Here is an 18,760-nt window from a genome sequence, read left to right as displayed (position 1 = left end):
ACTGAGGAAGGCTTTTTCTCAGTGGCCTCTGTGCCCTCTGTGGTTACGTCGCTTTTTACAGCATTACACCATTGCTGCTGCCCTGGCTGCCGGAGAGCGTGCCAGATAATCCAGCGCCTGTTGCGTATCCCCTTCATGGATGGGGTGGAACCGAGGGCTGACCCAGCGTGCGGTGGCCTTCACCAGGAAGCTGAAGGTGGGCACGTTTTCGGTTTTCTCACCGACCCGTTGTAGTTCCCACAGCAGACGCGGGATCATCGTTCTGCGAATCTTGCGAATTTCCGGATCCGGATCCTGGCCCGCCAGGGAGCGAGCCCCCTCAGTAATGAAATAGATGAACAGCGGGAACACGATGGCCATCAGTGCCTGGCGGCTCACATAGAACCCCAGCTGGGTCTTGCACAGGTGTTCGAACAGGTCGTAGGCCACGGTGCGATGTTCCACTTCCTCGGCCAGGTGCCATTTGAACAGATCCACCATGGCGGGATCACCATTGGCTTCCCAGCTTTCGTTGTCCATGGCCCATTGGCCGAGCACGCCGGTGAAATGTTCGATGGCGGCAATCACACCAACACGGAGCACCAGCCAGAATTTCTCCGGCACTACAGGCTTCAGCCATTTGCTGCCGAACGGGGTGTCATCCCCAAGGAAATCCTTGAACAGCCAGTTCACCTTATTGAGGAACTCGTCGTAGTCGAGACCATGACGGGTCAGGTAGAGCTGCGCCTTGCTGTGTTGACGGGAATGCACCGCCTCCTGGCGGATAAAGCCTTCCACGTCGGCGCGTAGCTGATCGTCGGTGACATAAGGCAGCGCCTGGTTGTATACCCGACAGAACCACAGTTCACCTTCTGGCAACAGCAGGTGAATGCCATTGATGACATGGGTAGAAAACGGGTCGTCCTTGAGCCAGTGCAGTGGCGTCTCGTCGAATTCAAACTGGACACGACGGGCTTTCAATTGATGGCGCACGGGTGCGTTCATGGTGTTGTTCTCCATCAAGAGTGCTTAAGGGGTAATGTCGATACGAGCCACACGACGCGACAGCGCCGGGGCGAAACGGCTGAGTAGACGAGTGGTCCAGGCCTCGGCACCTACCAGCGACAGCGCCGGGTTGGTGAGCACAGCCTTGAGAATGGCTTCGGCCACTTCGTCTGGTGAGAAGTTGCGGCGCTGGTACAAGGCATCGGCCTTGGCACGTTTGGCTGCCTGTTCTTCATCACTCATGCCGGTGTAAACCGTGTTGCTGGCAATGCCGGTGGCCACGAAACCGGGGCAGATGGCGGTGACACCGATATCCTGATCCGCCAGTTCACCGCGCAAACATTCGCTGAGCATGTACACCGCGGCCTTGCTGGTGGAGTAGGCGGCCAGCTTGCGGTTGGGGGCGAAGGCGGCGGCGCTGGCTACATTGATGATGTGGCCGGAACGGTGAGCGTCCACCATCTGTTGGGCAAACAGTCGCGAGCCGTGGATCACACCCCACAGGTTGACCTTGAGGATGCGGTCCCAGTCCTGGGTAGAGGTGTCGAGCACGCCACCGGCCATGCCGATGCCTGCGTTGTTGATGACGATATCGGCACCGCCGAGCTCTTTCTCCACCCATTTGGCCAGACGCTGCATGGCCTGGGCGGAGCCCACGTCCACCTTGCGTGACCAGGCGCTGGCACCGAGCAGGCGGCTCAGTTCGGCAGTGCGTTCAGCGGCTTCGTCGTTGATGTCCACGCACACCAGGTCGGCACCGGCTTCCGCCAGCTTGAAGGCAGTCGCGCGGCCAATACCGGAACCTGCGCCGGTGATGACAGCCGTCTTGCCGTAAAGGGGCAGCTTGCGACGTTCCGGGCGTACCCGTGCGTGTTGCAGGGCGCCGCTCATCTTGCCCTTGTCCACGCCGCTGACAAATTCCTCGATCCAGGCCGCGATCTTTTCCGGGTGACTCAGCGGCACCCAGTGGTTGGCATTGATGTCGCGGCGATACAGTTCATCCACCCAGTAGTGCAGATCTTCAAACAGCTGGGTGCCCACGTAGTTGTCACGGGTGGGTACGATCAACTGTACCGGGCAGGCGGCGTGACGCTCCTCCGGGTTGATCAGCTTGTTGCGGAAGTTGGCACGGTAGAGTTGTACGCCGTGTTTGCCATCTTTGCCCTGAGTGGGATTCGCTTCTGGCTCTTCGACTTGCTCGCGATGCTTGAGGTACTTGGGCCACAGTTTGTCCAGGCCGCCTTGCCAGGCGCTGGGAGCCAGTACCGGCAGATGGAAAAAGCCGATGTACCAGGAGCTGAGCGCCTGCTTGAACACCTTGGCTTTGGCCGAAGCGGACAGGTTCAGGGTGCGCTTGCGCAGCCAGTAACCCATATGGTCCAGGCAGGGGCCAGAAATAGTCGTGTAGGAAAGAATGCGTTGCTTGAGCGGGCCGTCAGCGGTAACCGATTCCCAGCTCTGGATGGAGCCCCAATCGTGGCCCACCAGGTGGAAAGCGCGTTCACCGATGCAGGATTCCACCACGGCTTTCAAGTCTGCAGAGAGCAGTGCCATGCGGAAATCCGCCTGTTTCCTGGGTACATCGGAGCCGCCGGCACCGCGTACGTCATAGGTGATGACGAAGTATTTGTCAGCCAGCAGCTTGGCGACTGGCTCCCACACGCTGTGATTGTCCGGGTAGCCGTGCACCAGCACGATGGGTTGCTTCTTCTCATCACCGTAGGTGAAGACCTGCAGGTCGACCCCGGCACTGTTTACGGTAGACATGTTCATGCGGGCTCTCCCAGCAGCGGTACATCCTTGACGGGCCACAGGCCGCGCGCTTTCCAGCGCTTCACATGGGGGACGTCGTCGTCCAGCCAGTAGGCATCGTCTTCAGTAATCACCAGCAATTCTTCGAATTTGGCGCCCACGCCACGGAAACCCAGGTGCGGCTCCACCGCCCACAGACCCGGTACCGGCGCATGGTTGGAGCCTTCGCCGGAATTCCACAGCGGCGACCAGCCTTGTTTTCTGGCGACGAGCGCCACCTGGCCGAGGGTGGAGAGGAAATCCAGACCAAACTTGAAGGGCATGGTGCGGCGTGGTTTGTCGCGCGGAGCCTGGCGGGTGACCTGGTGGGCCAGTACTTCGAAGGGGTAGGCCTTGTGGCGGGGCTCGAAGCCCTGCATCAGGATCAGCTTGTCCACTGCCTTGGACACATCATTCATGGCGCGGCCCTGGCGGATCAGCTCAAGAATCATGGCGCGCTGTGGCGCCAGGTCATCGAGGATGCGGTCGAGGATCGGGTTTTCACCGAGCACACCGGCGTAACCAATATCGGCAGTGAAGCCATTCAGCACCGGGGCGTTATCGAGAATAAAAGGCATATTCTCTTCCAGCCGGCGATTGGTAGGCAGGAACTGCACCGCTACCTTAAAGCCCTGAAAGGCGGTGCGATCACCGAACCAGGCAAAGGGGGCATGCAGCCAGTCATTCACGCCGTGATCGCGCAGCCAGGTTTCCTGCAGGGCTGCGGCCTGCTTCTCGGTCATGCCTGGCTTTAGCTCGGCAGCCACTGCTTCAGCGGCAGCATAGGCCAGTTTCTGGGCGGCACGGAATCCTTCCAGCTCTTCGCTGGTGGGGATGTAACCACGCTGTTCGGGCATGGCGGCGGGATTGAGAATGGGCATGTCTGACCTATCTGGACATCGTCAAGTTCAGCGAATGTAACAGTGGCTAATGTAAATATCAACGAGTCGAATAGCCGTGATGACTGAACGGTCGGGAATTAGGGCCAATAGGGATAAAGAAGGAAGAAAGAGAAGCCCGGTTGAGGTGACTGGCGCATGCAGCGGTCGATCACAGAGAGAATGGCGACTTCCGGGTTGATCACGGGTATCCCTGGATACTGCGCTGCTTACAAAATTTACGTGTTTGATATTGGTTATTGTTTGATATTGATTCTCAATAACGGCAAGATTCCGCCCCTTCGTCGTCTGTCTTGTAGGACACAGTGGGGGATTCCAATGAGTTTTATCCGGGTACCAGCTTCTCGTTCTTGTTTATTTACCGCGTTGACACTATCCGCAACTAGCGTGGCTCTGGCTGATGAAGCCCATGAGCTGGATGCCGTGAAAGTGGTATCCGCGGCGGGTTATGAGCAGAAAATTACGGATGCTCCGGCCAGTATCTCGGTGATCAGTCAGGAAGAGCTGCATAGCCGACCATTCACCTCCGTGGTGGATGCGGTCCGTGACCTGGAAGGGGTGGATGTGGGGGAGACCCGTGACAAGACCGGCCAATCAGGTATCTCCATGCGTGGCATGGGCGCAGACTACACCCTGATCCTGATTGATGGCCGCCGCCAGAATAACCATGGTGATATCTACCCGAACAACTTCGGCGGTAATCAGTTCAATCATATTCCGCCACTGGAAGCTATCGAGCGTATTGAGGTGATTCGCGGTCCGGCATCCACCCTCTATGGTGCCGATGCCATGGGCGGGGTGATCAACATCATCACCAAGAAGCAGTACGACCAGTGGGGCGGTAGCATCAATGTGAGCCGTACTATCCAGGAATACGACCAGTACGGTGATTCTTCTACCACTGATTTCTCCGTATCCGGCCCGTTGGGCAAGCAGTTTGGTCTTGCCCTGCGGGGCAGCCTTTATAGTCAGGATGCCTCCAACCCTGAGTACGACCCGGTCACCGATCCCAATGGCGTTGTTCAGGAGCGAGAGCTTGGCTTTGGTGGCGGTGGCAGAACCGTGGATAACGAGGACGCGGCACTGGGCTTTACGCTGCGCTGGAATCCCACCGACAACCAGCGTATCTCGCTGGATTACGATGACTCCGTGCAGACTTACGACAACTCCGAAAGTCAGCTGGGTACCCACGACAGCCCGGAGCGTCTGCCTCGAGCTGGTTATGCGGAAGATCAGGAATTCACTCGTGAGCAGATTGCTCTGACCCATGAGGGAGAGTGGGGCTTCGGTTTCAGTAATGTGTCCCTGACCTATCTGGCCACCAACAATGATGGTCGCACCATGCCACTGACTGCTGCAGAGCGCCAGCAGTACGATGACATTATCGCCAACAACGCTGACTGTGTAGCCGATGCTGGCAGTGATGCCTGTCTGGATGTACTGAGTGCAACTTTCCTGCCCCGTGCCCAGCGCAAGCTGGAAAGCAATGAACTGCGCCTGGATGGAAAACTGGACCTGCCCATCAATGACCAGCACTTTGTGGTGGTGGGTACCCAGGTGCTGCGTGGTGAATTGGAAGATGGCATCTTCGGTCTTGAAGACGGTAACCCGGGAGAAGTATCCGAGAACAACTTCTGGGCTTTGTATGCGGAAGACAACTGGACCATTGTGGATCCGTTCACCCTCACTACCGGTGTGCGTTACGACAACCACGAAACCTTTGGTGATCAGGTTAGCCCGCGTTTGTACGGTGTCTATACCCTGAATCCTGCATGGACCGTGAAAGGGGGCGTTAGTACTGGCTACAAGACCCCAAAGACCACGGATCTCTATAACGGCATTACCGGCTTCGGCGGTCAGGGCACCCGCCCCTGGGTGGGTAACCCGGATCTGGAGCCGGAAACCAGTGTGAACTCAGAGCTTGCTCTGTACTGGGAAAGCCCGAATCGCCATAGCGCCAACGTCACCGTGTTCCAGAATGACTTTAAGGACAAGATTGTCCGTCAGGACAGTGAGCTGTGTTCTGCCACCGGTGGCCAGACTCCCTGTGTGGACCTTGGGCAATATGACTCCCTTGGTGGGCTGGTGACTCAGCCGGTGAACGTGGACAAGGCCGTTATCAGCGGGGCTGAGTTTGCGGGTCGTTACCAGATCTCCCAGCGTTGGTCCCTGCGAGCCAACTACACTTACATCGATAGTGAGGTGAAGAGTGGCGAAGGCAAAGGCTACCCGCTTACCGGCAGCGCCCGCCATATGTTCAACGGTACTCTGGATTGGCAAGCTACTCAGAAGTTCGGCATGTTCCTGACCGTGGAAGGCCGTCATGACCGTTTCCGAGGCTTCGGACGCAGCGGGCTGAACACCGATGCAACTGGTGGTGAGTACTGGAAAGACTATGAGATTTACCACCTGGGGGCTCGTGTTCAGCTGAACGAATCTGTCAGCCTGAACGCGCGCATCAACAACCTGCTGGATGAAGACTTCACCACCTACGATGTGGCCTTCGAAGACAACGGTTCCGGTGGCTTTGATGCGGTGTACTACGACGACTACAACAATAAGGACGCTCGCCGTAATTTCTGGGTTGGCTTGCAGGCAAACTTCTAAAACCCTGGTGTGGTTTCATAAAGGCCGTCAACGCTGTCGACGGCCTTTATTATTAGAATTGCTTGAGTGTGGGCGTTCTATCTGGTCGGCGCCGTTCCGCAGGTTGGTAGCGTCCTTCGCCTGCTAACTTCGAGGGAATGAATAAATTTAATTATGGGGAAGTTGGTGAGCCACCAATGAATGTCTTTGTGAATATTATGCAATGAAAAGCAGCTTGTCAGTGTTCGTGTGATGGGTTCCTGTGATGAAAGAACAGCGCGATAAAAGAAAAGAAATTTTGGCGCAGTTTCTGATGGTTGGAGGAGCGTACATTGCCTCTCTGATTGTTTTGAACTTCTATGTCTACGGAAATATTGCCGGGGTTATATGCTTTTCTCTGTATGCCTTTATCGTGCCTCATCGCTATGGTTTTTCAGAAGTTTTAGATGGCACCTGTATGATATGGAAATATTTTTTTCTGTACATGATTCCAGCTCTTCTTGTTGTTTTTGTAGACTTGCTGCTGATTTATGATTTTGTCTCCAATTCGTTAGAATGAGGATTAGAGGTACAAATCTTTAATTCGGCAGTGGTCGCCCTTGGGACGGGATGGTATGAGCCGGATTGGCGGGGCATGGCAGGGAAAGCTGCCATGCCTTTTTGGTGGATATCAGTTACTGATGATGGAGGTGCTGGAGGTGCCCACCGCGCCTTTAATGGAGCGGATTTTGTCCACCTCGACAACGCTGCGACCATCATCATGTTCCACTTCTCCAGTGAAACTCACCTGAGTACCAGACTTGAGCGGACGGTCGGCAGTGAGTTTGTCGTCCAGCTCGATTTCTATCTGCCCTTTGCGGTCGCGCAACAGATAGCGTTCATCACCTAACGACTGAACAATCTCGCCTTCCATACGCACCTGGGTGCCTTCCCGGATGCCCTGATTAATGGCGGCGCTGTCACTGTCAATAACGTCACCGGCGCTGACGGTTGCGGCGGCACTGATCAGAATAGATGCGAAGATAATTTTCTTCATGAGTCATCCTCCTTGGTTGATGTCTCATGGAGTTAGTGGCGTGTGGCGGCGGGATGTTCCTGCGGGTTGTAAAAGGCGGGTTAAAGTCCCGGTGGTGACCACCGGGTTTGTGTCGAGAACCGGATGTGGTTATGTATTTCGTGAGGGGAGCCTCCTCAGGCTCCGCGTCCCTGGGGTAACGGTGGCCACCACTGGCTGATTGTCTGATGCTCCCACACCGCGATATCACCCAATTGCAGCATCACAAACTCGCTTTGGGTGGGACGGAAAAAGAGTTGGTCGTCCGGGGTCAGGGCTGTATCGGGGCTGCCATTGAACATCATCTGATTGCTGCTGGCACCATACACGGAATTGGCACGGATGCCGGCGGGTGAAACAGGATCGGCTTTCCAGTAGCCACCATAGATGAAGTAGGTGCGTTGGCGATTCGGGTCCCAGCGTTGCCAGGCATCACCGAGTGGAATCGGGCCAGGCAGGTTCAGGCCGTCCATGGTCTTGATGACGGGGGCCGCAATGAAGACGGCGGGCTGAAAGTCTGCCAGCAGTGGCAGGTCGAAATCAGTGGCTTTTACCAGGCAGGACCCCGCGCTTAATTCGTTGACCACAGAGGTGTCGTCATACAGAGCAATAGTGGGGCTGCCTGCGCCGTTAAAGCAGAGAGGCTGCTTCCGGTACCGGGGCGCTTGCTGATACAGATGATCAATAAAAGACTGGTAAACCGCTTCGGTTTCCCGATGGCCTGCGTCGGCACTTTGGATAAAGCCGGGCAGCTTGCCAACATGGGCATCGTAGCCCATGAAACCGCTGAAGCTGAGGTGGTTCGGATTGGCGTGGATCAGCTCCAGCATGGCATCCAGTTGTGTGGGAGAGGTGAGTCCGCCACGGTGCAGGCCAACATCAATTTCCACATTGATTCGCATGGGACGATTCAGCTCGCGGGCCAGTGCCAAATATTGGCGAAGGCGGGGCAGGCTGTCGATTAGCCACTGTAATTGCTGGTCGGGATCAAAGGCGTTGTCGCTATCCAGTTCCCGGTAAAATTGTCGAGCAGCCTGAATCGGCATGGGCTTGCCAAGCAGCATGTCGCAGCCAGGTTCGGCGTCGGCAAGGGCGGTCATGAACGGCTGGTGGAACACCATGACGCGCTGACTGTCGGTGTGGGCCATGACGTCTTGAATCAGGGGGATACTGGGCAGGGATTTGGCCACGATGCGAAAGTCGCAGTGTTCCGGGATCATGCCCATCAGGGTCTGACAGTTGGCTTTCAGGCGCTGCCTGTCGACCAGCATCAGAGGGCGGCCCGGGCCTTCTTTTTTCAGGTTGTCGTTGATGGTCTGGAAGTAGGCTGCGTGGGGAGCGCCCTGATTATCCGGGCGCAATAGCCAGCCGCCCGCTGCAATGGCACCCAATCCAATCAGAAATCCACGGCGATTCATTGCTTACCCCTGTCTTGTTTGAGGTGATGGACCGATCACCATTTTACCTTGTGGTTAGCGGAGCTATTCGTAGGGTGGAAATGACTCGCTGCGCTCACCCCCTCCGGGCCAGCCTACGGCTGTTCTGCGCTACGCTTCAATGTCCGCCATGGCGTTGACCATCGTCACGCAAACAAACGCATCAAATGCGGATTGAGCATCCTGCCCTGTGGATCCAGTTCCCGGCGCACGCTCTGGAAGCGGTCAAAGGCTGGATAGAGTTCGGCCAGTTGCTGTCGGCCAAGACTATGCAGCTTGCCCCAGTGCGGACGGCCGGAATAACGATTCAGGATCGGTTCCACCGGTGCGAACACCTTTTGATAATCCTGGGCGAAATACTGGTGGATGGACAGGCTGGCGCCGTCACGTTCGTGGAACATGGAGAGCAGCCGGTCATCGCGGCCCACATAGCGAAACTCGATGGGGAAGAACACATTGATGTCTTGTTTGCGTAAGGTGTCGCAGACTTCTTCCAGACAGGCCATGCCATCTTCGGCTGCTACGGTGTACTCCATTTCATTGAAGCGCACCGTGCGGCGGTTGCCATACACGGTGGGAGAGTCGCCCACAAAAGTGCTGTCTTCCACAAACAGGGTGACCAGTTTCTGCAGGGAGGGAGTCAACCAGCCTGCATGCATGGCTACCTTGCAGATGGTTTCCAGTAACTCGTTGTCATCCTCGCGGGGAGGGCTGTCCTGGGGATCGTCAGTGATTTCCATGGTTTTGACGATGGCCTGATTGCCCAGTGGGAAGGCGAAAAACTCGATATGCCGGAAGTTGTCTTTTTCCTTTTCGACAAAATCCATTGCTTCGCGCAAAGGTAGCGTCCAGGTATGTTCCTTGAGGCGATAGGCCGGCTCATGGCGAAAGGTAATATCGGTGACGATACCGAGTGCGCCGACGCTGCAGCAGGCAGCCAGAAAACGGTCGCCATCCTGTTCGGTGAGTTGCAGGGTGTCGCCGCTGGGTAGCATCAGCGTCAGGGCTTCGACCTGCCCTGACAGACTGGTCAGGTTGCTGCCCGTGCCGTGGGTGCTGGTGGCAATCGCGCCAGCCAGTGACTGGAGATTGATGTCCGGCTCATTGGTGAAACTGTGGCCGAGAGAGTAAGCCTGTGCGCTGGCCATGCCCAACCGGGTGCCCCCGCCCCAGGTGAACTGGTTATCGTGCTGGCCGCGCAGGCCGGCCATGGCTTCGAGGGAAATCAGGGTGTCATTGGTGGGAACAATGCCGCTGAAGGAATGGCTGCCGCCAAAGGCGCGCAGTGTGCCGGTGCTGGCGGTGACGGCGTCACGCAGGGTTTTCTCATCCCGTGGGAACAGTAACTGATTGGGGTTGGCCTGCTGATTGCCCGACCAGTTTTGCCATAGCGGCGCTGACTCGGCTGTGTCGGCCAGCAGCGTCTGCGGGGCGACCGCACCGATGGCGCCTGTGCTGGCCAGGGTTTTCAGGAAACTGCGTCGATCAATGGAGCTGAGGAGTGCCATGATTCACCTTTTTCTTATTTGGCACCATGGTACAAAAAATGCAGTTAATAGTGAATAGTTAACAGTTAATAGTTGCGCGATTGCGCGACATGGTGATTCCGATAAAGGTGCTTGCGACCGGGTTTGGGTGCGCCTGCCTCCGTTAAAAAAACAAAGAAAAACTGAGAGAACTTGACAGTGAAGGCTGCCCAGGCAGCCTTCACTGTTCACTGTTCACTGTTCACTGTTCACTGTTCACTGTTCACTGTTCACTGTCGATTCCGAGACTGGACCACATTTCATCCACCTTATCCTTCACCGCTTTGTCCATGCTGATGGCTCGGCCCCATTCGCGGCTGGTTTCGCCGGGCATCTTGCTGGTGGCGTCCAGGCCCATCTTCGAGCCCAGGCCCGCCACCGGAGAGGCGAAGTCGAGGTAGTCAATGGGGGTGTTCTCCACCATTACCGTATCCCTTGCCGGGTCCATGCGGGTGGTGATGGCCCACATCACGTCTTTCCAGTCACGGGCATTCACATCGTCGTCGCAGACAATCACGAACTTGGTGTACATGAACTGACGGAGGAACGACCACACGCCCATCATCACGCGCTTGGCATGGCCGGGGTACTGCTTCTTCATGGTGACCACCGCCATGCGGTAGGAACAGCCTTCCGGCGGCAAGTAGAAATCGACGATTTCCGGGAACTGCTTGCGCAGGATCGGTACGAAGATTTCATTCATGGCCACGCCCAGCACGGCGGGTTCATCCGGTGGCCGGCCGGTATAGGTGCTGTGGTAGATGGGGTCGCGGCGGTGAGTGATGCGCTCCACGGTAAATACCGGGAAGCGTTCCACTTCGTTGTAGTAGCCGGTGTGATCGCCAAACGGGCCCTCGTCGGCCATCTCGTCCGGGTAGATGTGGCCTTCCAGCACGAACTCGGCACTGGCGGGGACTTGCAGGTCGTTGCCAATGCATTTCACCAGCTCGGTTTTCGAGCCACGCAGCAGGCCTGCGAAGGCGTATTCGCTGAGGGTATCCGGTACCGGGGTGACGGCACCCAGAATGGTGGCCGGGTCGGCACCCAGTGCCACGGCGACGGGGAAGGGTTCACCGGGATGCTGTTGTTGCCACTCCTGGAAATCCAGTGCGCCGCCGCGATGGCTCAGCCAGCGCATGATCAGTTTGTTGCGGCCGATCAGTTGCTGGCGGTAGATGCCCAGATTTTGGCGCTCCTTGTGCGGACCACGGGTGATCACCAGTGGCCAGGTGACCAGCGGACCGGCATCGCCAGGCCAGCATGTCTGGATGGGCAGTTTGTAAAGATCCACCTCGTCGCCTTCCAGCACCTTTTCCTGACAGGGGCCGCTGCCGGAGACCTTCGGCGACATGCTCAGCACCTTGCGGAACACCGGCAGTTTTTCCCAGGCATCGCGAAAGCCTTTTGGCGGCTCCGGTTCTTTCAGGAACGCCAGTAGCTCACCCAGCTCGCGCAGCTCTTCAAGCGACTCACGTCCCATGCCCAGCGCTACCCGACGCTCGGTGCCGAACAGGTTGCCCAGAACCGGTGTGCCGAAGCCAACCGGGTTTTCAAACAACAACGCCGGCCCGCCCGCTCGCAGAGTGCGATCACAGATCTCGGTCATCTCCAGATTCGGATCCACCGGCACAGTGATGCGCTTTAGCTCGCCCCGTTGCTCAAGCTGGGTGATGAAGTCTCGCAGGTCGCGGTATTTCATGGCGTTCCTTGTTGTTCAGCTAACCGGAAGGTTGTGCGGCGAGTATAGCAGGAAGGGGGTGAGCGGCGAGTAGAGGGTGCTGCGGAGCACCTGTGGGAACGTAGCGCAGCGGAGTAACGCACGCAGTGCGGCCCCGAAGGAGGAGCGAAGCGAATAACTTGCCTGAAAGCGATTGAGGCCCGGATGAAGAAGCGAGTTGCGAGAAGCGAGTTTCGAAAGGCAAAAGACTCGCCGCTTTTCGCGATTCTCAGGTTTTCGAAACTCGAACCTGTTTGTTTCCTCGCTTGGGCCTGGATCGCTTGCAAGCAAGGCGCCACAGCGGCTTCGCAATGGAGGCTTGTGCCCCTAACACACAAAACCCCGCCGGAGCGGGGTTTTGTGTGTTGCGTGAAGTATGCCGCGTGTCGCGTCTATTACTTCCGCTTCATGGAATCGAAGAATTCCAGGTTTGTCTTGGTCTGCTTCATGCGGTCGATGAGGAATTCCATGGCGGCGATTTCGTCCATGGGGTGCAGTACCTTGCGCAGGATCCACATCTTCTGCAGTTCGTCCTCGCTCACCAGGCGCTCTTCACGACGGGTGCCGGACTTCTTGATGTTCATGGCCGGGAACACGCGTTTCTCTGCTACCTTGCGGTCCAGATGCAGTTCCATGTTGCCGGTGCCCTTGAACTCTTCGTAGATCACTTCGTCCATTTTGGAGCCGGTGTCTACCAGAGCGGTGGCGAGGATGGTCAGGCTGCCGCCTTCCTCGATGTTCCGCGCGGCACCGAAGAAGCGCTTGGGTTTTTCCAGGGCGTGGGCGTCAACACCACCGGTGAGGACCTTGCCTGAGCTGGGCTGTACGGTGTTGTAGGCGCGAGCCAGACGGGTGATGGAATCGAGCAGAATCACCACGTCCTGCTTGTGCTCAACCAGTCGCTTGGCTTTTTCGATCACCATTTCCGCCACCTGTACGTGACGGGCCGGCGGCTCGTCAAAGGTGGAGGCCACCACTTCACCGCGCACGGTCCGTGACATCTCGGTCACTTCCTCCGGACGCTCATCGATGAGCAGTACGATCATGTGGGTTTCGGGATTGTTGCGGGCGATGGATTGGGCGATGTTCTGCAGGAGCATGGTCTTACCGGCTTTGGGCGGGGCCACGATCAGGCCGCGCTGCCCTTTGCCGATCGGGGCCACCAGATCAATCACCCGGGTGGTGATGTCTTCGGTGGAGCCGTTACCGATCTCCATGACCAGACGCTCGGTGGGGAACAGGGGCGTCAGGTTTTCAAACAAGATCTTGTTCTTGGCGTTTTCCGGCTTGTCGAAGTTGATCTCGTTGACCTTGAGCATGGCGAAGTAGCGTTCGCCATCCTTCGGGGGCCGGATCTTGCCGGAAATGGTGTCGCCGGTGCGCAAGTTAAAGCGGCGAATCTGGCTCGGGGAGACGTAGATGTCGTCCGGGCCTGCCAGGTAGGAACCTTCGGCGGAACGAAGGAAGCCGAAGCCGTCCTGCAGGATCTCCAGTACGCCGTCGCCGTAAATGTCGGAGCCATTTTTGGCGGCACGTTTGAGAATGGAAAAGATGACGTCCTGCTTGCGGGTTCTTGCCAGGTTCTCGAGGCCGAGTTCCTTGGCAATGTTCAGAAGTTCTCCAATCGGCTTCTGCTTCAGTTCAGAAAGATTCATTGGCGTCTGTTTTGGTTTGAATGAATTGAGGGGATGCACCGCCTGCGGTGCCACAGTTGTTTTGGTAATCCGGTTTTTCGGAATCTGGCCCGGCAAGCCTAAAAGGGGGCCACAGGAATATAGGGTAACCAGAGGTTCCGAAGGACTAACTAAAAGGGGGTGCTTGTAAGGAGGTTCCTTAAAGCTGTTCTGGAATCTACCACTCTGCGGAAGGGCTGTCTATAGCCGGGAGGCCTGTAATGCCCCGACCGGTCGACCGGGGCGTTACAGGGTGTTTCAAGACTTACAGCGTGCTGTCCAGGAAGGCGCTCAGCTGGCTCTTGGAGAGGGCACCTACCTTGGTGGCTTCCACGTTGCCATTTTTGAACACGCTCAGGGTCGGGATGCCGCGAACACCGTATTTTTTCGGGGTTTCCGGGTTATCGTCGATGTTGATCTTGGCGATAGTCAGGCGGCCTTCGTATTCACCCGCCAGCTGCTCCAGGATCGGCGCGACCATTTTGCAGGGGCCACACCAGGGTGCCCAGTAATCCACCAGCACCGGGCCGTCTGCATTAATGACCTGGGCTTCAAAGTCCGCGTCGGTCACATTGATAATCTCGCCGCTCATCGATTTCTCCTGATATAAAGGGATTGGCTGCTCCGTCTGGGAGGCAGCGCACTGGGCAATAATATCAGGTTGCAGGCACTCATTTTCAAGCGAGGGAATGAATTATCGTCACTGGATTTGCCTATCGCCGGCTAATAGCGGCACAGTAAAACAATGTTTATGCGTCGGCGCTGACATCCTAACGCCATGATTTCAGGGTACTATCGGCCAATTCGCAGAAGGAGTATGCATGCAGCAGGGCGAACATCTGGCCGCCATAGATTTGGGGTCGAACAGCTTTCACATGGTGGTGGCACGTCAAGTACACGGGGAAATCCAGCTGCTGGATGGTCTGTCGGAAAAGGTGCAACTGGGTGCCGGGCTCGATAAGGACAACCGACTGGATGAAGATACTCTGGCCCGGGCGCTGGAATGCCTGGGTCGCTTTGCCCAGCGGATCGCGGGCATTCCCCGCGGCAGCGTACGAGTGGTGGGCACCAACACCTTGCGTCAGGCACGTAATGCCCGGGAATTTATCGACCGTGCAGAAGCGGTGCTGGGTCATGATATCGAGATTGTGGCGGGTCGTGAGGAGGCGCGCCTGATCTATCTGGGCGTGGCGCACACCCTGGCCGACGATGCCGGGCAGCGGCTGGTGGTGGATATCGGTGGCGGCTCGACAGAATTGATTATTGGCGAGCGATTTGAACCATCAGAAACCGAGTCCCTGCACATGGGCTGCGTCAGTTTCGCGCGCCGCTTCTTTGCCGATGGCACAGTGACAGAAAAGGCCTTTGACCGGGCGGTAACGGCGGCGCGGCAGGAGGTGCTGTCCATTCATGCCAACTATCGGCGTATCGGTTGGCAGCAGAGTGTGGGGGCTTCCGGCACCATCAAGGCGATCAGTCAGGTCTGTGTGGATCATGGTTGGTGTGATAGCGGTATTACCCTGGAAGGGCTGAAGAAGGCGCGCAAGCGAGTGATCAAGGCGGGCAGCTTCGACAAGCTGGATCTGAAGGGGCTGCGAGATGATCGCAAACCGATTTTCCCTTCCGGCCTGGCAATCTTGTACGGCATTTTCGAGCAGCTGGGCATTGAGCAAATGGAAGTTTCTTCGGGGGCGCTGCGCGAAGGGCTGCTCTACGACCTGCTGGGCCGCTTCAGCCACGAAGATGTCCGTGAGCGTAGTATCCAGTCCTTGATGCAGCGTCACCATGTGGAGCCCAGCCAGGCGCAACGAGTTGCCGAAACAGCGTCGTCACTGTTCAGTCAGGTGGCCGGTGACTGGCAGCTCGATAATGAGGAAATGGCCGATACCCTGCGCTGGGGAGCGCTGTTGCATGAGCTCGGGCTGGCAGTGTCCCACAGCCAGTTTCACAAGCATGGTGCCTACCTGATTACCAACTCTGACTTGCCGGGTTTCTCGCGGCAGGAGCAGGAAGCTGTGGCGGTGTTAGTGCGTGGACATCGGCGCAAGATTCCGGTGAGTGCGCTGGAGGAGTTGCCAGCGGATGAACGTGAGCCATTACTGCGCTTGTGTCTGGTGCTACGCATTGCCGCACGTCTGCATCATGCCCGCTGTGACGAAGCGACTCCGGCCATGAAGTTGAAGGCAGAGGGGAATACTCTGGCGCTGGCTTTCCCGGAAGGATGGTTGGACGAACACCCGCTGACCCTGGCCGATCTGGAGCAGGAGCAGGAGTATTTTCAGGCGGCGGGGTGTGAGCTGAAATTGAGTTGAGCTACGAGCTACGCTCGGTGAGGCGCGAATTCTTTGGTGATGGTGGTCCCCCGCCTGCATGACTTGGCATTGGCTGATATGCCATCGCACCATGATAGGTGCGTGTCCTCGCCGGACGGGCCCAAAGGGGTGTAACGCGACACCCCTCTGGACTCCCCCGCGCCCCGACTCCGTTCGGCCTGCTCCGCAGGCACACTCCGGTACTCGCCCTGTGACGGACGCAAAAAAGACTCGCTCCGCTCAGACAGGTTTTTTGCTCTACGCCGTCACAGGGCTCCGTTCCTCGACTCACTCTAGCGGGGGAAGATGCCGTGCTGATGGCATTGGCGTTTTAGTATCGCGCAAACGCAGAAGGTTGCTGTAAGAGCGAGCTTGCTCGCGATCCGAGTCTGAGCGAGGTAAGGATTCCGGAGGCGAGTTTCGAGTCACGAGTTTCGAAGATCAAAACCCAAACCAGGTTTCTCGCAGCAGGTTTTGCCTTTCGAAACTCGCTTCTCGAAACTCGGGACTCATTCCTGGCCCAGGCTCGAATCGCTTGCAGGCAAGCTCCCACAAAGAGACGCCTGGGGCGTCGTCGCAACTACCCCAACGTATCCAGTAGACACTGCTGGGCAATAAAGACGTCTTCTCCCTCTGCTGGCTGAGCGCGCAGGTAAGTGCCATCCGCCTGTAACAGCCAGGCGCGTGTATTGTCGCGCAGGTAATAGTGCAGGCCTTCTTCCAGCATCTGTGCTTTCAGTGCCGGGTCGTTGATGGGGAAGCAGGTTTCTACCCGGTTGAACAGATTGCGATCCATCCAGTCGGCGCTGGAGCAGTACAGCAAATCTTCTCCGCCATGATGGAAGTGATAGATGCGAGTGTGTTCCAGAAAACGCCCGACAATAGAGCGTACACGGATGGTGTCGGAGATACCGGGAATGCCGGGTTTGAGACAGCAGATGCCGCGCACAATCAAATCAACGTCCACCCCGGCCTGACTGGCCCGGTAAAGTGCCTGGATGATTTTTTCTTCGGTAAGTGAATTGAACTTGGCGATGATGCGCGCGGGGCGGCCCGCTTGCGCTTCCGCTGTTTCAAATTCAATCCATTCGATCAGTGAGGGGTGCAGGGTAAACGGCGAATGTTTGAGCTGCTTGAGTCGGGCTGCCTTGCCCATGCCTGTCAGTTCCTGAAAGATCTTGTGCACGTCCTGGCCGACGGCTTTATCTGCCGTCATCAGACCGTAGTCGGTGTAAAGCTTGGTGGTCTTGGTGTGGTAGTTGCCGGTGCCAAGATGCACGTAGCGTTTGATGCCCTCTCCATCACGCCGAACCACCAGCAGCATCTTTGCATGGGTCTTGTAACCTACCACACCGTACACCACGATAGCGCCGGCCTCCTGTAGTCGGCGAGCCCCTTCAATATTGGATTCTTCGTCGAAGCGGGCACGCAGTTCCACAATGGCGGTCACTTCCTTGCCGTTTCGCGCAGCCGTTTCCAGATGATCCAGAATTTCCGATTTTGTACCCGTGCGATAGAGCGTCTGTTTGATGGCCAGCACTTTGGGATCACGGGCGGCTTCGGCCAACAGGCTGATTACCGGCTGGAAGGACTGGAACGGGTGATGTAGCAGCAGGTCTTCCTGATCAATGGCATCAAAGATGGATTCAGATTTTTTTACCGTGGGATGCACTTTTGGGGTGAACGGCGGGTAATGCAGGCGAGGCCGGTTCACACTGGTGAACATGCGCGCCAGATTGACTGGCCCATTCACTTCGTACAGATCGTCTTCGCTCAGTTCGAACTGTTCCAGAAGATAATGCATCAGGTGGCGCGGGCAGTTGTCGGCAACTTCAAGGCGTACCTCGTCACCATAACGACGGGACAGCAGCTGGCCTTTCAGGGCCAAAGCCAGATCTTCCGCTTCTTCGTCCACTTCCAGGTCTGCGTTGCGCGTCACCCGGAACTGGTAACAGCCGGTGGCTTTCATACCCGGAAATAGATCCGACACGTGGGCATGGATCATGGATGACAGGAACACGAAGTTGTCATCGCCATCGCCACTGATTTCATCCGGGATGCGGATCAAGCGAGGCAGGGAGCGAGGGGCCGGCACAATGGCCAGTCCGGTGGAACGCCCAAAGGCGTCCTTGCCATCCAGTGGCACGATAAAGTTGAGGCTCTTGTTGACCAGTCTCGGGAACGGGTGTGAAGGGTCCAGCGCAATCGGTGTCAGAACCGGATAGATCTGTTCACGAAAGTATTTTTTGACCCATTCGGCCTGAGCTTCAGTCCAGTCTTCCCGGCGCAGAAAATCGACACCCTCTTCGCGCAAGGCGGGGAGAAGAATGTTGTTGAGAATGTGGTACTGGCGGTCCACCGCTTCGTGGGTAATGGCGCTGATCTGTTTGAGAAGCTCGGCCGGGAGCATGCCATCGGGGCCGGGCTGGCCGGTGCCGGTTTCCAGTTTGTTTTTCAGGCCGGCCACGCGGATCTCGAAAAACTCATCCATGTTGCTGGAAAAAATCAGTAGAAAATTCAGGCGCTCCATCAATGGATGGTTTTCGTCCATGGCCTGTTCCAGGACCCGCAGGTTGAACTGCAGCAGGCTCAACTCCCGGTTGAAGTAATAGTCCGGGTTATTGAGGTCGATGGCGATGTGCTCATTGGCGATGTCGTTCATGTTGGCCGTCCTGGACGAGGCGATATCAGGCTCCCTATTCAATGACATTTATATGACACGGGAATGACAGAGGGCACGCTGATTTTTCTGCTTTCTTCAGGCTAGTCCTCCTTGATAGCG

13 protein-coding genes are annotated in these 18,760 nt (G+C 57.1%); 3 read left to right on the top strand and 10 right to left on the bottom strand.

The window, feature by feature from the left end; genetic code table 11:
- Positions 1-63: 63 nt before the first annotated feature.
- Genes Y5S_RS08155 through Y5S_RS08145 form a run of 3 tightly spaced genes read right to left on the bottom strand, consistent with a single transcriptional unit; the run spans position 64 to position 3,656 of the window.
- Positions 64-984, bottom strand: coding sequence for a metal-dependent hydrolase (locus Y5S_RS08155; protein ID WP_035232093.1), 921 nt, complete (start codon positions 982-984; stop codon positions 64-66).
- Positions 985-1,008: 24 nt separating this feature from the next.
- On the bottom strand, positions 1,009-2,757 hold the full coding sequence (locus tag Y5S_RS08150) for an SDR family oxidoreductase (RefSeq protein WP_035232091.1): 1,749 nt from the start codon (positions 2,755-2,757) through the stop codon (positions 1,009-1,011).
- Positions 2,754-3,656: a M24 family metallopeptidase gene (locus tag Y5S_RS08145; RefSeq protein WP_081939708.1), complete on the bottom strand. Its 903-nt coding sequence runs from the start codon at positions 3,654-3,656 to the stop codon at positions 2,754-2,756. The genes Y5S_RS08150 and Y5S_RS08145 overlap by 4 nt, the downstream gene beginning before the upstream one ends.
- A 405-nt stretch (positions 3,657-4,061) precedes the next feature.
- On the opposite strand from Y5S_RS08145, the gene Y5S_RS08140 reads away from it, so the two are divergent.
- Together Y5S_RS08140 and Y5S_RS08135 are read left to right on the top strand one after the other, a co-directional pair.
- Positions 4,062-6,281 (top strand): TonB-dependent receptor domain-containing protein, encoded by a 2,220-nt coding sequence (locus Y5S_RS08140; protein ID WP_231552654.1) that lies wholly within the window; start codon positions 4,062-4,064, stop codon positions 6,279-6,281.
- 244 nt (positions 6,282-6,525) lie between these two features.
- On the top strand, positions 6,526-6,819 hold the full coding sequence (locus tag Y5S_RS08135) for a hypothetical protein (protein WP_035232087.1): 294 nt from the start codon (positions 6,526-6,528) through the stop codon (positions 6,817-6,819).
- Between the two features lie 111 nt (positions 6,820-6,930).
- Here Y5S_RS08135 and Y5S_RS08130 read toward each other — a convergent pair whose 3' ends face one another.
- The 6 genes from Y5S_RS08130 to trxA form a co-directional block, all read right to left on the bottom strand.
- Complete coding sequence (locus Y5S_RS08130; RefSeq protein WP_035232085.1) at positions 6,931-7,296, bottom strand: YgiW/YdeI family stress tolerance OB fold protein; 366 nt, start codon at positions 7,294-7,296, stop codon at positions 6,931-6,933.
- A 155-nt stretch (positions 7,297-7,451) separates the two neighbouring features.
- A complete protein-coding gene (locus Y5S_RS08125) occupies positions 7,452-8,732 on the bottom strand; it encodes an alanine racemase (protein ID WP_035232084.1) in 1,281 nt (426 codons plus the stop codon).
- Between the two features lie 164 nt (positions 8,733-8,896).
- On the bottom strand, positions 8,897-10,258 hold the full coding sequence (locus Y5S_RS08120; RefSeq protein WP_052041472.1) for a D-arabinono-1,4-lactone oxidase: 1,362 nt from the start codon (positions 10,256-10,258) through the stop codon (positions 8,897-8,899).
- A gap of 241 nt (positions 10,259-10,499) precedes the next feature.
- Entirely contained in the window at positions 10,500-11,975 is a 1,476-nt protein-coding gene (gene ubiD, locus Y5S_RS08115) for a 4-hydroxy-3-polyprenylbenzoate decarboxylase (protein ID WP_035232082.1), read from the bottom strand.
- 413 nt (positions 11,976-12,388) lie between these two features.
- Entirely contained in the window at positions 12,389-13,648 is a 1,260-nt protein-coding gene (gene rho / locus Y5S_RS08110) for a transcription termination factor Rho (protein ID WP_035232080.1), read from the bottom strand.
- A 283-nt stretch (positions 13,649-13,931) separates the two neighbouring features.
- Positions 13,932-14,258, bottom strand: coding sequence for a thioredoxin TrxA (trxA, locus tag Y5S_RS08105; protein ID WP_035232078.1), 327 nt, complete (start codon positions 14,256-14,258; stop codon positions 13,932-13,934).
- 229 nt (positions 14,259-14,487) lie between these two features.
- Here trxA and ppx point away from each other — a divergent pair, with 229 nt between their 5' ends.
- A complete protein-coding gene (gene ppx, locus Y5S_RS08100; protein WP_035232075.1) occupies positions 14,488-15,978 on the top strand; it encodes an exopolyphosphatase in 1,491 nt (496 codons plus the stop codon).
- A gap of 580 nt (positions 15,979-16,558) precedes the next feature.
- Here ppx and ppk1 read toward each other — a convergent pair.
- Positions 16,559-18,640, bottom strand: coding sequence for a polyphosphate kinase 1 (gene ppk1, locus Y5S_RS08095; protein ID WP_035232073.1), 2,082 nt, complete (start codon positions 18,638-18,640; stop codon positions 16,559-16,561).
- Positions 18,641-18,760 lie beyond the last annotated feature (120 nt).

It is taken from the genome of Alcanivorax nanhaiticus (genome assembly GCF_000756665.1).
Classification (GTDB): Bacteria; Pseudomonadota; Gammaproteobacteria; order Pseudomonadales; family Alcanivoracaceae; genus Alcanivorax; species Alcanivorax nanhaiticus.
This window is presented reverse-complemented; position numbering and strand designations above follow the sequence as displayed.